Origin of the sequence: Pseudomonas sp. MF6396 (assembly GCF_002018915.1) — a bacterium.
Lineage (GTDB): Bacteria > Pseudomonadota > Gammaproteobacteria > Pseudomonadales > Pseudomonadaceae > Aquipseudomonas > Aquipseudomonas palmensis.
Window position 1 is genome coordinate 167873 of record NZ_MVOK01000004.1, and the last position, 15822, is coordinate 183694.

The 15822-nt window shown below is 64.5% G+C and carries 11 protein-coding genes; 9 read left to right on the forward strand and 2 right to left on the reverse strand.

Annotated features, from left to right (window positions below; genetic code table 11):
- Positions 1-2 precede the first annotated feature (2 nt).
- A complete protein-coding gene (gene putA / locus MF6396_RS05600; protein WP_078479857.1) occupies positions 3-3956 on the reverse strand; it encodes a trifunctional transcriptional regulator/proline dehydrogenase/L-glutamate gamma-semialdehyde dehydrogenase in 3954 nt (1317 codons plus the stop codon).
- A 351-nt stretch (positions 3957-4307) separates the two neighbouring features.
- Here putA and putP point away from each other — a divergent pair, with 351 nt between their 5' ends.
- The 9 genes from putP to MF6396_RS05645 all read left to right on the forward strand — a co-directional run bounded on the left by putP (position 4308) and on the right by MF6396_RS05645 (position 15154).
- On the forward strand, positions 4308-5792 hold the full coding sequence (gene putP / locus MF6396_RS05605) for a sodium/proline symporter PutP (RefSeq protein ID WP_043863584.1): 1485 nt from the start codon (positions 4308-4310) through the stop codon (positions 5790-5792).
- Between the two features lie 128 nt (positions 5793-5920).
- Entirely contained in the window at positions 5921-6757 is an 837-nt protein-coding gene (locus MF6396_RS05610; protein WP_043863583.1) for a 23S rRNA (adenine(2030)-N(6))-methyltransferase RlmJ, read from the forward strand.
- A gap of 211 nt (positions 6758-6968) precedes the next feature.
- Positions 6969-8726 carry a carbamoyltransferase family protein gene (locus MF6396_RS05615; RefSeq protein WP_043863582.1) on the forward strand — a complete coding sequence of 586 codons (1758 nt, stop codon included), beginning with the start codon at positions 6969-6971 and terminating at the stop codon, positions 8724-8726.
- The gene (locus tag MF6396_RS05620; protein WP_054915750.1) at positions 8710-9840 is read left to right on the forward strand and encodes a glycosyltransferase; all 1131 of its coding nucleotides are present in this window, start codon (positions 8710-8712) and stop codon (positions 9838-9840) included. Before MF6396_RS05615 ends, MF6396_RS05620 begins: the two co-directional genes overlap by 17 nt.
- On the forward strand, positions 9840-10736 hold the full coding sequence (locus MF6396_RS05625) for an antimicrobial resistance protein Mig-14 (RefSeq protein WP_078479858.1): 897 nt from the start codon (positions 9840-9842) through the stop codon (positions 10734-10736). Before MF6396_RS05620 ends, MF6396_RS05625 begins: the two co-directional genes overlap by 1 nt.
- Positions 10733-12142 carry a PIG-L deacetylase family protein gene (locus MF6396_RS05630; protein WP_078479859.1) on the forward strand — a complete coding sequence of 470 codons (1410 nt, stop codon included), beginning with the start codon at positions 10733-10735 and terminating at the stop codon, positions 12140-12142. Before MF6396_RS05625 ends, MF6396_RS05630 begins: the two co-directional genes overlap by 4 nt.
- A 49-nt stretch (positions 12143-12191) precedes the next feature.
- Positions 12192-13148: a glycosyltransferase family protein gene (locus MF6396_RS05635; protein ID WP_058541615.1), complete on the forward strand. Its 957-nt coding sequence runs from the start codon at positions 12192-12194 to the stop codon at positions 13146-13148.
- Between the two features lie 71 nt (positions 13149-13219).
- On the forward strand, positions 13220-13993 hold the full coding sequence (locus tag MF6396_RS05640; RefSeq protein WP_058541614.1) for a glycosyltransferase family 2 protein: 774 nt from the start codon (positions 13220-13222) through the stop codon (positions 13991-13993).
- Positions 13994-14041: 48 nt separating this feature from the next.
- Positions 14042-15154 carry a glycosyltransferase gene (locus MF6396_RS05645; protein ID WP_058541613.1) on the forward strand — a complete coding sequence of 371 codons (1113 nt, stop codon included), beginning with the start codon at positions 14042-14044 and terminating at the stop codon, positions 15152-15154.
- On the opposite strand, the gene MF6396_RS05650 is transcribed toward MF6396_RS05645, so the two are convergent.
- Entirely contained in the window at positions 15140-15745 is a 606-nt protein-coding gene (locus MF6396_RS05650; RefSeq protein WP_078479860.1) for a toluene tolerance protein, read from the reverse strand. The two genes, MF6396_RS05645 and MF6396_RS05650, sit on opposite strands and share 15 nt — an antisense overlap.
- Between the last annotated feature and the right edge of the window lie 77 nt (positions 15746-15822).

Genomic DNA, 15822 nt, shown 5'->3' on the forward strand with positions numbered 1-15822 from the left:
GGTTAGCCGATGGTCATCAGGCTGGCATTGCCGCCCGCCGCGGCGGTGTTCACGCTCAACGCACGCTCGATCACCAGGCGCTCCAGCGCAATCGCGGTTTCACCCGACGACAAGCCTTGCACACCCACGATCGCACCGGCACGCTTGGCCACCTGCTCGCATACTGCGCGCAGCTGGTCCGAATGGCCGTGATGCAGCACCGCGTCGAACACCACCTCGTCCTTGGCCCAGTCGCTCACCAGCTTGATGCGCGCCTGCACATCCTTCGGCAAGCGCCCACGCAAGGCCTTGCCCGGCTCGCCGTCGACGAACACTGCCGAGCTGCCCACCGCCAGTACCGCTGCCAGTTGAGTCAGCAGATCAGCCTCCGACTCGGCCAGGCACAGCACGTGCTCGCGCGGCAGGATGGTGTAGCTGTTGCGCTCGCCGGTCGGGCCGTTGAGCAGGCGGGTGACGCCGCTCTGCGACTGTTGCGCGAACTGCTCGCACAGCTGCGCCAGTTCGGCCTGCTGGTTGCTGCCGGCCCACGCCTTGAGCGATTGCAGCGGCTTGAGCAACTGCTCGCGCAGACGCACGTCCGGGGCAGTACCGGCGTCGCTGCGCTGGAACGACTGCTCGATGGCATCGGCCGGGCGCGTGGACAGCAAACGGTACAGGTACAGCGGGCCACCGGCCTTGGGGCCGGTACCCGACAGGCCTTCACCACCGAACGGCTGCACGCCGACCACGGCGCCGACGATGTTGCGGTTGACGTAGACGTTGCCGGCATGGACGTTGTCGATCACCTTGGCGATGGTCTCGTCGATGCGGGTGTGCACGCCCAGGGTCAGGCCGTAGCCGGATGCATTGATCTGCTCGATCAGCTGGTCGAGGTGCTTGCGGTTGTAGCGCACCACGTGCAGGACGGGGCCGAAGATCTCACGCTGCAGTTCATCGAAGCTTTCCAGCTCGATCAGGGTCGGCATCACGAAGGTGCCGCGCTTGATCTCTTCACCGTCGGCAATGGCCACCTGATACACGTTGCGACCCTTGTCGCGCATGCCCTGGATGTGTTTTTCGATGCCAGCCTTGGCCTCGGCGTCGATCACCGGGCCGATGTCCACGCTCAGGCGCTCCGGGTTGCCCAGGCGGCTTTCGGCCATGGCGCCCTTGAGCATCTCGATCACGCGGTCGGCCGAGTCTTCCTGCAGGCACAGCACGCGCAGGGCCGAGCAACGCTGGCCGGCGCTGTCGAAGGCCGAGGAGACCACGTCGATGACCACCTGCTCGGTCAGCGCCGAGGAGTCGACGATCATCGCGTTCTGGCCACCGGTTTCGGCGATCAGCGGGATCGGACGGCCCTGGCTGTCCAGGCGGCCGGCAATGTTGCGTTGCAGCAGGCGCGCCACTTCGGTGGAACCGGTGAACATCACGCCCTTGACCCGGTCATCGCCTACCAGGCGCGCACCGACGGTCTCGCCACGGCCCGGCAGCAGTTGCACCACGCCTTGCGGGATGCCGGCCTCGAGCAGCAGGCGCACGGCCTGGGCGGCCACCAGCGGGGTCTGCTCGGCAGGCTTGGCCAGTACCGGGTTGCCGGCAGCGAGCGCTGCAGCCACCTGGCCACTGAAGATCGCCAGCGGGAAGTTCCACGGGCTGATGCACACCACCGGGCCCAGCGGGCGGTGGGCGTCGTTGCTGAAGTCGTTGCGTGCCTGCACCGCGTAGTAGCGCAGGAAGTCGACCGCTTCGCGCACCTCGGCGATGGCGTTGGCGTAGGTCTTGCCGGCTTCGCGGGCCAGCAGGCCCATCAGCGGCTGGATCTCGCCTTCCATCAGGTCGGCGGCACGTTCCAGGATCGCGGCACGCTCGGCCGGCGGGGTGGCCTGCCAGATCGGTGCGGCGTTGAGTGCGCACTGGATGGCGTTGTCGGCGTCCTCGACGGTGGCTTCCTGCACGTGGCCGACCACGTCACGGTGGTCGGACGGGTTCAGCACCGGTGCGGCAGCTTCGTCGCTGGACGCGCAACCGAGCATCGGCTCGGCCTTCCAGTCGTTGTGCGCGGTGGCCAGCAGGGCGCACGACAGCGAGGCCAGACGGTGTTCGTTGGCCATGTCGATGCCGCTGGAGTTGGCGCGCTCGGCACCGTACAGGTCACGCGGCAACGGGATGCGCGGGTGCGGCAGGCCGAAGCCGCCTTCCTGGGTGGCCATGCGCTCGATGGTCGCGACCGGGTCGGCCACCAGTTCCTGGATCGAGATCGACTGGTCGGCGATGCGGTTGACGAACGAGGTGTTGGCGCCGTTTTCCAGCAGGCGACGCACCAGGTAGGCCAGCAGCGTTTCGTGGGTGCCGACCGGGGCGTACACGCGGCACGGACGGTTCAGCTTGCCGTCGGCCACCTTGCCCACCACCTGTTCGTACAGCGGCTCGCCCATGCCGTGCAGGCACTGGAACTCGTACTGGCCTGGGTAGTAGTTCTGCCCGGCGATATGGTAGATGGCCGACAGGGTGTGGGCGTTGTGGGTGGCGAACTGCGGGTAGATGGCTTCGGGCACCGACAGCAGCTTGCGGGCGCAGGCGATGTAGGAGACGTCGGTGTACACCTTGCGGGTGTACACCGGGTAGCCTTCCAGGCCTTCGACCTGGGCGCGCTTGATCTCGCTGTCCCAGTACGCGCCCTTTACCAGGCGGATCATCAGGCGGTGACGGCTGCGGCGTGCCAGGTCGATGACGTAGTCGATCACGTAAGGGCAGCGCTTCTGGTAGGCCTGGATCACGAAGCCGATGCCGTTCCAGCCGCTCAACTGCGGCTCGAAGCACAGGCGTTCGAGCAGGTCCAGCGACAGCTCCAGGCGGTCGGCCTCTTCGGCGTCGATGTTCAGGCCGATGTCGTACTGCTTGGCCAGCAGGGTCAGCGACAGCAGGCGCGGGTACAGCTCGTCCATCACGCGCTCGTACTGGGCGCGGCTGTAGCGCGGGTGCAGGGCCGAGAGCTTGATCGAGATGCCAGGGCCTTCATAGATGCCGCGGCCATGGGAGGCCTGGCCGATGGCGTGGATGGCCTGCTCGTAGGAGGCCAGGTATTTCTGCGCGTCGTGCTCGGTGAGCGCGGCTTCACCGAGCATGTCGTAGGAGTAGCGGAAACCCTTGGCTTCGAACTTGCTGGCATTGGCCAGGGCTTCGGCAATGGTCTCGCCGGTGACGAACTGCTCGCCCATCAGGCGCATGGCCATGTCGACGCCCTTGCGGATCATCGGCTCGCCGCTCTTGCCGATGATGCGGCTGAGCGAGGAGGTGAGGCCGGATTCGTTGTGCGTGGACACCAGTTTGCCGGTCAGCAGCAGGCCCCAGGTGGCGGCGTTGACGAACAGCGACGGGCTGTTGCCCAGGTGCGGCTGCCAGTTGCCGGTGCTGATCTTGTCGCGGATCAGCGCATCGCGGGTGCCCTTGTCGGGGATGCGCAGCAGGGCTTCGGCCAGGCACATCAGCGCCACGCCTTCCTGGGACGACAGCGAGAACTCCTGCAGCAGGCCCTGGACGATGCCGGCGCGGCCGCTGGCGCTCTTCTGGTTGCGCAGCTTTTCGGCAATGCCGGCGGCCAGCTTGTGGGTGGCCTCGGCCATGGGCGCGGGCAGGCGTGCCTGCTCCAGCAGCATCGGCACCACTTCCGGTTCCGGACGACGGTAGGCGGCGGTGATCGAGGCGCGCAGCACCGACTGCGGCAGGATGCTTTCGGCGAACTCGAGGAAGCACTGGTGCGAGTGGTCGGCCTGCACATCGCCGGCGTCGTCGCCCTGATTGCCGGGCTGACCGCTGAGTTCGGTCAGGGTGGCGCCACCCTCGAGCTTCTCCAGGTAGTTGAAGATCGCCTGCTTGATCAACCAGTGCGGGGTGCGGTCGATGGACTGCGCAGCCGTTTTCAGTCGCTCGCGGGTAGGGTCGTCGAGTTTGACCCCAAGGGTGGTCGTCGCCATTTCTTATCCTCATTATTGCCACTGGGCCGTGGCTAAGCTGGCGCCAAGATTAGCCGGGCGCCTTTGTGGGTGCAACCTAGTGCAACCCAAATAATCGCGTTGAGGAGTGCAACTCGTCCGGTGGCTAAAACCCCACAGCATAAATGGCTGTTCAAGGTGCATTTGCTTATGTAAACGGCGGTTTTTGCTCCCAAATGGAGCAAAAACACGTTGTTATGCGAAATATCCGACCAGGTGCAACTTGACTGAAGAAACTGGTTGCACCTTGTTTGCGTTGTTGCATAGGATTCGCCGCCTGGGTGCAACCGTTAGCGGCTGTCACTACATAAAAACAAACGCCAGGGCGCAACAATGAGTTTTAGCAATCCAATCACGATCACGTTCGTGATCTATATCGCGGCAATGGTGCTGATCGGCTTCATGGCCTATCGCTCCACCAACAACCTTTCCGATTACATCCTCGGTGGCCGCAGCCTCGGCAGCGTGGTGACCGCGCTCTCGGCCGGTGCCTCGGACATGAGCGGCTGGTTGCTGATGGGCCTGCCGGGCGCCATCTACATGTCGGGCCTTTCCGAAGCCTGGATCGCCATCGGCCTGACTGTCGGTGCCTACCTGAACTGGCTGTTCGTGGCCGGCCGCCTGCGCGTGCAGACCGAGCACAACGGCGACGCGCTGACCCTGCCGGACTATTTCGCCAGCCGTTTCGAAGACCACAGCGGCCTGCTGCGCATCATTTCGGCAATCGTGATCCTGGTGTTCTTCACCATCTATTGCGCCTCCGGCATCGTGGCCGGCGCCCGCCTGTTCGAAAGCACCTTCGGCATGTCGTATGAGACGGCGCTGTGGGCCGGTGCTGCTGCCACCATCGCCTACACCTTCGTCGGTGGCTTCCTGGCGGTGAGCTGGACCGACACCGTGCAGGCCACGCTGATGATCTTCGCGCTGATCCTGACCCCGGTGATCGTGCTGATCGCCACCGGCGGCTTCGACACCACCTTCCTGGCCATCGAAGCCCAGGGCGCGGGCAACTTCGACATGTTCAAGGGCGCGACCTTCATCGGCATCATCTCGCTGATGGGCTGGGGCCTGGGCTACTTCGGCCAGCCGCACATCCTGGCGCGCTTCATGGCGGCAGACTCGGTGAAATCGATCGCCAATGCCCGTCGCATCTCCATGACCTGGATGATCCTGTGCCTGGCCGGTACCGTGGCCGTGGGCTTCTTCGGCATCGCCTACTTCTCGGCGCACCCTGAAGTGGCCGGCCCGGTCACCGAGAACCACGAGCGCGTGTTCATCGAACTGGCCAAGATCCTGTTCAACCCGTGGATTGCCGGTGTGCTGCTGTCGGCCATCCTGGCAGCAGTGATGAGTACCCTGAGCTGCCAGCTGCTGGTGTGCTCCAGCGCCCTGACCGAAGACTTCTACAAGACCTTCCTGCGCAAGAACGCCTCGCAGGTCGAGCTGGTATGGGTCGGTCGCCTGATGGTGCTGGCGGTTGCGCTGATCGCCATCGCGCTGGCCGCCAACCCGGACAACCGCGTGCTGGGCCTGGTGGCCTACGCCTGGGCCGGCTTCGGTGCCGCCTTCGGCCCGGTGGTGCTGATTTCGGTACTGTGGAAGGGCATGACCCGCAACGGCGCACTGGCCGGTATCGTGGTGGGCGCGGTGACCGTGATCCTGTGGAAGCAGTTCGACACCATGGGCCTGTACGAAATCATCCCGGGCTTCCTGTTCGCATCGCTGGCGATCTACTTCGTGAGCAAGGCGGGCAGCCCGTCGGCTGCGATGGTCAAGCGTTTCGAAACCGCTGAAGCGGCGTTCCACGCCGACAAATAACACGGCTGCATCATGCTGCCCGGCAACGGCCCGGCCTCTTCTGGAGGTCGGGCCGTTGTCATTCTGGCGGCTGTCACCTGACGGCGCGGGCCTGACAGGGTAAACTTCCGGGCCTTGCAGGAGTTGCCATGAACTATCGTCACGCCTTTCACGCCGGCAACCACGCCGACGTGTTCAAACACCTCGTATTGACCCGGCTGATTGCGCTGATGTCGCGCAAGGAGCAGCCGTTCGCCTACCTCGACACCCACGCCGGCCTTGGCCTGTATGACCTGCAGGGCGACCAGGCGACCCGCACCGGCGAGTGGCTGGAAGGCATCGGCCGGCTCTGGGGGCGCGACGACCTGCCCGAGGTGACGGCCGATTACCTGCGCATCCTGCGCAAGATGAACCCCGACGGCGAGCTGCGCTACTACCCGGGGTCGCCCGAGCTGGCACGGCGCCTGGCACGCCAGCAGGACCGCGTGCTGCTCAACGAGAAGCACCCCGAAGACGGGCGCCTGCTCAAGGAAAACATGAAGAAGGACCCACGCGTGGCGGTGCACCTGGGCGAGGGCTGGCACGTGCCGAGGGCTTTGCTGCCGGTGCAGGAGAAGCGTGCGGTGATGCTGATCGACCCGCCCTTCGAGCAGGCCGACGAGCTCAAGCGATGCACGGTGGCGATGAAGGAGACGATTGGCCGCATGCGCCAGACGGTCGCGGCCATCTGGTACCCGATCAAGGACCAGCGCCAGCTGGTGCGTTTCTATCAGGACCTGACCAGCACCGGTGCGCCGAAGCTGCTGCGGGTGGAGCTGTACGTGCACCCGCAGGACAGCCCGCAGGGCTTGAACGGCTCTGGCCTGGCGATCGCCAACCCGCCGTGGGGCCTGGAAGAAGAGCTGCGCGCACTGCTGCCGTGGCTGGCCCAGGTGCTGGGGCAGACCCAGGGCAGCTGGCGCATGGACTGGCTGATTGCCGAGTAGGGTGCCCGGGCCTCTTCGCCGGCAAGGCCGGCTCCTACAGGTGCGCGCGACCCCGTAGGAGCCGGCCTTGCCGGCGAAGAGGGCGCAACTGCCAACACAACGCTGCGCCTCCTACATGCACCCCCACGCTTTACGCTATAATCCCGCCCTTTCGCTGCCACCCGCCCATGAGGCCGGGGCGCACATCTACAGATTTGAAGAGGCTAGACCCTTGGCATTGACGATTCTTGGCCTGTCCGGCGCCCTTAGCCATGATCCTTCCGCGGCCCTGTACATCGACGGCAAGCTGATTGCCGCCGCTGAAGAAGAGCGCTTCGTGCGCGACAAACATGCAAAGAACCGCATGCCCTACGAATCGGCGAAGTTCTGCCTCGAACAGGCCGGCATCAAGCCGTCCGATGTCGATGTGGTAGCGATTCCGTTCGCCCCCATCAGCCTGTTCGGCAAGGCCCGCTGGCACTACGCCAAGCGTTACTGGTACGCCCCGGATCGCGCCCTCGACGCGCTGCTGATGGGCAACCGTCGCTACAAGCGCTACCGCAACAAGATCGTCTGGTGCCTGGAGCAACTGGGCTTCGATCCGAAAAAGATCAAGATCGAACCGGTCGAGCACCACCTGGCCCACGCCTCCAGCGCCTACCACTGCTCGGGTTTCAAGGAAAAGACCGCGATCCTGGGCATCGACGGCAAGGGTGAGTACGCCACCACGTTCTTCGGCTACGGCGAAAACGGCAAGATCCACAAGATCAAGGAATTCTTCGACCCGGACTCCCTCGGCGGCCTGTATGGCGCGATCACCGAGTTCCTGGGCTTCGAAATGCTCGACGGCGAGTTCAAGGTCATGGGCATGGCGCCGTACGGCGACGCCAGCAAGTATGACTTCTCGCGCCTGGCCAGCTTCGAAAACGGCGAGCTGGAGATCAACACCGACTACGCCAACGTCATCGGCCTGCGCCGCTATAAAGAGAAGGGCAAGGGTTTCTACTTCTCGCCCAAGCTGATCGAGTGGCTGGGCCCCAAGCGCGAAGGCGACATCGCCGACGAGCCGTACATCCACTATGCGGCCAGCATGCAGGCGCTGTTCGAGAAGCTCGCGCTGCAGATGATCGACTACTACCTGGGTGACGTGCTCAAGGAAACCGGCAAGCTGGCCTTTGCCGGCGGCTGCGCGCTGAACGTCAAGCTGAACCAGAAGATCATCGCCCGTCCCGACGTGAAGGAGCTGTTCGTGCAGCCCGCCTCGGGCGACGCCGGCACCGCAGTCGGTGCTGCCGCCTATGTGTCCCACGCCCGTGGCGTACCGGTCGAGAAGATGGAACACGTCTACCTCGGCCCGGCGTACAGCAACGAGGACGTGATCGCCGCCTGCGCCCGTCACGAGCACAAGCCGACCTGGCGCAAGCTGGACAACATGCCCGAGCAGATCGCCCGGATCATGGTCGACGGCAACCCGGTGGCCTGGTTCCAGGGCCGCATGGAGTTCGGCCCGCGGGCCTTGGGCGGACGTTCGATCATCGGCTGCCCGAGCGTGCCGGGCGTGGCCGACCGCATCAACCACCAGATCAAGTTCCGCGAGCGCTGGAGGCCTTTCTGCCCGTCGATGCTCGACACCGTGGCGCCGCAGATGATCAAGATCGATCACCCGGCCCCGTTCATGACCTTCACCTTCGAAGTGGCTGAAGAGTGGAAGACCCGCGTGCCGGAAGTGGTCCACGAAGATGGCACCTCGCGGGCCCAGGTGCTCAAGCGTGAGTACAACCCGCGCTACTACGACATGATGAAGGCGCTGGAGACCCTGACCGGCAACGGCGTGTCGCTCAATACCTCGCTCAACCGTCGTGGCGAACCGATGATCTGCTCGCCGACCGATGCCCTGAACATGTTCTTCGGCTCGGACCTGCAGTACCTGATCATGGAAGACATCCTGGTGGTCAAGGACGGCGCGAAAGCTTATGACAGCGTTGGCTGAACGGCACGTCCTGCAGTTTTGCCATGGCTATGACGGGCCGTTTCTCGACTGCGCCCGTCAGTACGCCAGCCTGTTCGCGGGCAAGGGCTACCGCGTCACCACGGTGTTTCTCACCGGCGCCGCCGATCCGCAGGTGGCGGCGGGCTGTGCGAGCGATGAAGTGCTGTTTCTCGAGTTCAGCTCCAAGGCCATTCGTGGCTTGAAGCTGGGCGCGATTCGCGAACTGCGCCGCATTGCCGCGTCGCGCCGATTCAGCTTCTGCATCGCCCACCGCTTCAAGCCGATCTACATCGCCCTGCTGGCCACCCGCCTGCCGGTGATCGGCGTGCACCACGCCTTTGGCGACTACCAGCGGCGTACCCGCCAGCTGTTCGCCAACCTGTTCAGCAAACGCCTGAGCCTGCTCGGGGTGTCGGACGCGGTGCGCGACGACATGCGCCAGTGCCTGCCCAAGTGGCCGGCCGAGCGTATCCAGACGCTGTACAACCGCATCGACATCGACGCCCTGCAGGCCAGCCTGGTGCCCGCCGCGCAGGCGCGCCAGGCCCTGGGCCTGGATGCGAAGGCATGGATCGTCGGCAACGTCGGCCGGCTGCACCCGGACAAGGACCAGGCCACCTTGCTGCGCGGGTTTGCCCAGGCGCTGCCGGCACTGCCGGCAGGCGCCCGCCTGGCGGTGCTGGGCACCGGCCGCCTGGAGCACGCGCTCAAGGCGCAGGCCGAGGCGCTGGGTATTGCCGCACAGGTGGACTTTCTCGGCCAGGTACCGGATGCACGGCGCTATTTCAGTGCCTTCGACGTGTTTGCCCTGAGCTCGGACCACGAGCCTTTCGGCATGGTGCTGCTCGAAGCGATGGTGGCCGGCGTGCCGTTGCTGGCCACCGCCTGCGGTGGCGCCAAGGAAGTGGTCGAAGGTGTCGGCATCCTGTTCCCGCTCGGGGATGCCGAGCGTCTGGCGCAAGGCCTGCAACACCTGGCCGAGCTGGACCAGGCGCAACGCCAGGCCTGTGCCGAGCGCATGCTCGAGCGCCTGCGCGAACGCTTCTCCGACACGGCCGTGCGCGAGACTTTCTGGCACCTTCCCCAGGTTGTCGAACTGACGGGGCAGGCCTGATGCTCAATTATGTACAAGGCTGGCGTGAGCGCGGCTGGCGCGTGATCGATGCGCCGGCCTACGCCGACGCCTGGCAGCGCTTTGGCGGCAGTGTGGCGACCCACCCGCTGGTGCTCGCGCAACTGGCCGAGATGGCCGATATTCCGGTGCGTTACCTGGGCTGGTACCAGGGTGACGAACTGAAGGCGGCCATACCCACCTGGGACCGCTACCTGGCACTGTCCAAGGACGTGCTCAAGCGCCGGGGCAAGAAGGGCCTGTTCGACCTGGGCAATGCCGAGCTGATTCTGCCGGCCGCTGCCGATGCACAGGCGCCGCTGCGCCATGCCGGGCGCTACCTGTCCGAGCTCAACCAGGGCCGTTTCAGCGGCCTCAAGGCGCAGCCCGAAGCCCTGGCCATGGCACGCCAGCCCGAAGAACTGTCGAAGAAGTTTCGCTACAACCAGCGCCGCGAACTGCGCTTGCTGGAAGAGGCGGGCGGGCAGGTGCGGGCCATCACCGAGTTCACCAGTACCGAGATCGCGTCGATGTATTGCGACCTGTTCCAGCGCCGCTGGGGCTTTGCGGCCACCGGTGCCGAGCGCATGGCCGAGATGGTCGAACGCCTGCGCGCGTTGCTGATCGGCTCGGTGCTGTTTCTGGAAGACAAGCCGATCGCGATCCAGCTGGTGTACCGCGTCGAGGCTCCCGAGTGGGTCAGCGTCGAGTACGTCAACGGCGGCGTCGACCCCGAGACGCGTGCGTTCAGCCCGGGCAGCGTGCTGAGCTTTCTCAACACCCAGAGCGCCTGGGAAGCCGCGCGTGCGCTGAACAAGCCGCTGCGGTTCTCCTTCGGCCGCGCCGATCGCGAGTACAAGGACCGATGGTGCAACCCCGTGCCGGTGTTTCAGGTGTGAGCCGCAAGCAGCAGTTGCTCAGGCGCCATCGGCGCAACAAGCGCGTGGGCCTGCTGGTCGCTCTGGTGGTGCTGATCGCCCTGGGCGTGCTGGTGAAATGGTGGCTGGCGCTGATGCTGTTGCCGCTGTTGTGGGTGGCTCACGAGGCATGGTTTGCCGATCACCTGTTCTATTCGCCAGGTGATGATTATCTGTACGAGTTCCCTGAACCCTGCGAGCGCGTGCCGGTGTCGCTGGATGGCCTGGTGCTGCGTGCGCCGGCATCATTGAGCCTGTCGGGCGATGAGACGCTGGTGCTGCAGGTGCGTGTCAAAAGCTCGCTGCTGGGGCGTTTTCGCGACCCTGGCGTCGAGGTGTCGGGCGAGGGGGAGGCGGACCTGCAGGGCTTGGAGCGCGGGGTCGACGGACTGCGCTACCTCAATCTGACCGGGCAGGCGCCGGCGCTGCTGGCCGGCACTCTGCGCATCCGCGGGCGTTGCTGCCGGGTGGTCGAGGCTGCGTCGCTGATCGTGGTGCGCGCCAGCGACCTGCGCCAGCGCCGGGTGATGGTGATTGCGCCCCACGCCGACGATGCGGAACTGGCCGCCTACGGGCTGTACAGCCAGGCCGAAGAGGCGTGGGTCGTGACGCTTACGGCCGGCGAGATCGAGGCCGAGCATTACCAGCAGATGGGCCTGGAGCCTGCGCAGGCCGCACGCCTGAAGGGCCGCTTGCGCGCGTGGGACAGTATCGCCGTACCGCGCTGGGCCGGTGTGCCAGAAGCGCAGTGCGTGCAACTGGGCTATTTCTGCCTGCAGTTGCCCGCCATGCAGGCCGCACCGGATCAGCCCGTCGCCTCACGCGAAGCCGACCTGAGCGATACGCGGCTGTTCCGCCAGCTCAACGCCCTGTCGCTGCCGGGCGACCAGGACGGCGCGCCCACCTGGAACAACCTGCTGGCCGACCTGCGTGCACTGATCATGCAGGCGCGCCCACAGGTGCTGGTGATGCCGCACCCGACCCTGGACCCGCATCCGGACCACCTGTGTGCCCAGGCCGCCGTGCTCGAAGCGTTGCACGGCCTGCAATGGCAGCCCGAGAGCGTGCTGTACTACGCCAACCACCTGCATGACAACGATCGCTGGCCGATGGGTGACAGCGGTTCCGGCATTGCCTTGCCGCCGCAGGTCGAGCCTGGCCAGGCCTGGGCGCCCTACAGCCTGAGCCTGACGCTGGACACCCAGCGCGACAAGGCCATGGCCCTGGGCATGATGCATGACCTGCAGCCGCGTGCACCCTTCAAGCGTCGCCTGCGTCGCCTGCTGCAACGTTGGCTGGCCGGGCGTCAGCCTTCGCCTTACGGTGAGAACGAGTTCTTCCGCAAGGCGGTACGTCGACACGAATTGTTCTGGCGCCGGGACCTCTGAACCCGGTGCATGAATGCATAGCTGTGGCCCGAGCGCCGCAAGGAAGACAATGAAAGTTCTATTTCTGGTGCAGAAGGAACAGCGGGCCATTCTTGACCGGCTGTACGAAGGGGTTGCGGCCCATTGCGAATGCGACCTGCGCTGGTTGAGCAGTGCCGAACAGCGCGACCTGCGCGGGTATTTTCGCCGCGAGGTGGACGTCACCCGGTACGACCGCATCATCTTCTTCCTGCGCTTCAAGCAGGAGATCCGTCAGGTCGGTTTCATCCGTACCGTGCCCAATCTGGTCATTCTGGAGCACGATGCCTACCAGAACTACATTCCGTGCAAGTACACCGGCAAGTTCAGCGCGCATTACCGCAAGCTGCCCTGGGCCCGGGTGATCAGCTCGGGTTACATGGTCAGCGAGCGTCTGCGCCAGGAAGGCTTCGACGCGGTGTTCGTGCCCAAGGGCTACGACCAGCAGTTGCTGGCCGACCAGGGGCGCGAGCGGGACATGGAACTTGCCTTCGTCGGCAGCACCAACAGTGTGGCCTACAGCGGCCGCAAGGCGTTGCTCGACGAGCTGGGGCAAGTCGAGAACCTGGTGGTGACCCGTACCAATTCGGGTGCCGAGTATTGCGACACGCTCAACCGCATTCGTTTCTTCGTCAGCGCCGACGTCGGCATGGGTGAGTACATGATCAAGAACTTCGAGGCCATGGCCTGCGGTTGCGTGCTGCTGGCGTTCGACCAGGGCGAGGCGGAGAATCGTGCGCTGGGTTTGCAGGACATGCACAACGTCGTACTGTATGGCAGCATTGCCCAGTTGCAGGCCAAGTTGAAGGTCCTGCGTGCCGACGAGGCCCTGGTGCAGCGTATCGCCACCAACGGCCGTGATCTGGCGGTTTCACGTTTCAGTTTCGCCCAGGTCGGGCGCAGTATTGTCGAGCAGTTGCAGCCGGTACTCCGTCCTCACCCACCACTGAGCGCTTGGCAGCGTCTGCGTCTGAAACTGGGGGTCTGACTCCACTGGGCGTGCAGCCTGAACGGACTGGAGAGGTTGCAACTGCATGGACGCATTTACCGGGGGTTGCTGTGCAATTTAGTGAAAAGAGTGATGTGACGCTGGTAGTGACCAGCTGTGGGCGGTTCGATCTGCTCAAGCTGACGCTGGACAGTTTCGATCAGTTCAACACAGCGCCTATCCGTGAGGTTTTCATCACCGAAGACAGCGGTGACGAGGCCGTGCACGACGCCATTCCGGAGCACTGGAAGCCTTACTGCACGGTGTTCGTGAACAAGCCCAAGCTTGGGCAGCTGGCGTCGATCGATCTGGCTTACGGTCATGTCAAAACCCCGTACATCTTTCATTGCGAAGATGACTGGCGGTTCTATCGCCCGGCCTTCGTCGAAGATTCGCAGGTGATTCTCGAGGCGCGGCCGAAACTGCTGCAGGTATGGCTGCGCAATTTCGTCTACGACCTCAATGTCAACAGCCCCTACATTCACCTGGGCGAGCGCGAGATCATCGCTGGGGTCCCTTGCTACCCGCTGCTCTCGGACAAGCCCGAGTGGCAGTCTTTCTCGCTGAACCCTGGGCTGCGACGCCTGAGTGACTATCATCTATGTGCACCTTTCGCTGCGCATAGCGGCGAGAAGTCGCTTTCAAAGCGGTATGCCGAACTTGAGCTGACCGCTGTGACCCTTGAAGGCGATGCGGTGCTGCACACCGGATTCGGCAATCATGTCACGGTGCCTGAGGAGCGGCTGCGCAAGGTACGTCGCAAGCAGCGCGAGCGTGTGCGGTTGACGTTGGCGGTAATAGTGGGGTTGGTGGTGGGAGTGGGCCTTGCTCTTCTTTTTTTGTGAGTTGTTTTCTGTCTTTTCAGTAATATGTGAATCAAGGTGGGCTGGCCAGTGAACGTCATCAATATCATGTGGGCTGGTGGCTCGCCGTTCGTCTCGGTGCACAAGGTCCATCAGCAGATCCTTTCATTGGTGCCTCCTGAGATTTCCGTGAACAGCTGGCTGTTGCAAGGTCAGGGGGCGGCGTGTGTTCCTGGGCCGTCTCGAGAATGGAACTTGCCGCAACGCCTGATAAAGGGCCGTCATGTATGGGGGCTGCTGCAGCCTTGGTTACGCGCTCGTCTACGCAAGGCGTTGATCGAAGCCCAAGCCGACGCATTGCTGCTCGATGGGCTGGGGGTATCGCGCCTGATACTGCCTGTTCTCAGGGGGTTGCCTGAGGTGAAGGCTACTGTGGTGTTTCACGGCAAGACCCGTTTGCACCCCAGGGATGTGGCGCTGTTGTGCGGGTTCAAGCCGGCGCAGCTGTCACTGGTGGCGGTGTCGGCCACGCTGGCGGCGTCATTGCAGGCCGAGCTGGGCCTGAAGGTGACGGCCTTGCGTACCGCGTTGGAACCTACCCGTTTTTGCGACGAGCAACTGACAGCACAGCAAGCGCGCGAGGTCATGGGGTTGAGGGAGCCCGGTGTGCGGATCATGGGGGCTGTCGGTCGCCTGGTCATGGACAAGGGGTTCGACTACCTGATCGATGCATTTGCCGCCGCTAGCCGGACGCAACCCGATCTGCGCCTGGTCATTCTCGGCGAAGGCCCCGAGCGGCCATTGCTGCAGCAAAAGATCCAGGCGCTGGGTCTGCAGGGCAAGGTATCGCTGACAGGGCATTGTGACATTCTGGGCCGCCTGTACCAGGCGTTCGACTGGTTGCTCGTGCCTTCCCGGGCCGAGGGCCTGGGCCTGGTACTGCAGGAGGCAGTCATTGCCGGCGTGCCGGTACTGTGCAGTGACCTGCCGGTGTTCCATGAACAGTTGGGTGATAGCGGTCTTTACGCACGGGTCGGTGACGTGCAGGAGTGGGCCGCTGCCATCGAGCGTTGCGCCAGCCTGCCGGCAACCGCCGTTGCCCAGGCGCAGCACCGCTCGCTGGCCCCGGAGCAAGCCTGGGAGTGCTTCAGTCGAACCCTGCGGGAAATGTGGGCGGTCAAGCCTGACTCAGGGAGCCAGTAGAGCCTGCTCCAGCTCGGCGAGGGGGAAGCTCCCGTTGAGTTTTTCACGTGACAGGTAGCGGCCGAAGTGCTGTATGTTGCGCTTGATCATGCGCCGGCTCAGCGGCCCGCGCAGAAAACGCATGTCCGCCACATCGATCAGCCCCCACTGCTGGTCGGGCGTCACCACGATGTTGCCCAGGTGCAGCGAGCGAAAATACACCCCCGATCGATGCAGGGTCCGTACCAGGCGGACCATGTCCGGCAGTGCCTGCTGCCAGCTGAAACCTTCCTTGCGGCTGAGCTGGCTCAGCGTCTGGCCGGGCAGGGGGTGGTACAGCACCGCCGTCATGCCGGGCTTTTCCAGGCGGTAATGCGCCAATACACGCAGAGTCGGAATGCCCAACTGCTCCAGCCTGGCGGCGTTGTCGATGAAGCGGCGGGAGTAGGGCCGCAGCAACGCCGACGACAGCAGGCGCTTGCGCCGGAAAAGTTTAAGGATATTGCCGTTCTCTAGCAGGTAGACTTTCGCACCGTAGCTGTCAGCTTCCAGTATCTGGGCACCGACGATCAGTTGGTTGAGGTCGGCCTGAGGGAGCCGGGAGCATTGCATGTAGATGGCCTTGTCGAAGTAGCGAGCAGGAAAGACAGGGCATAATGCCGAAAACTTCACCAATGCACCACGCCAGC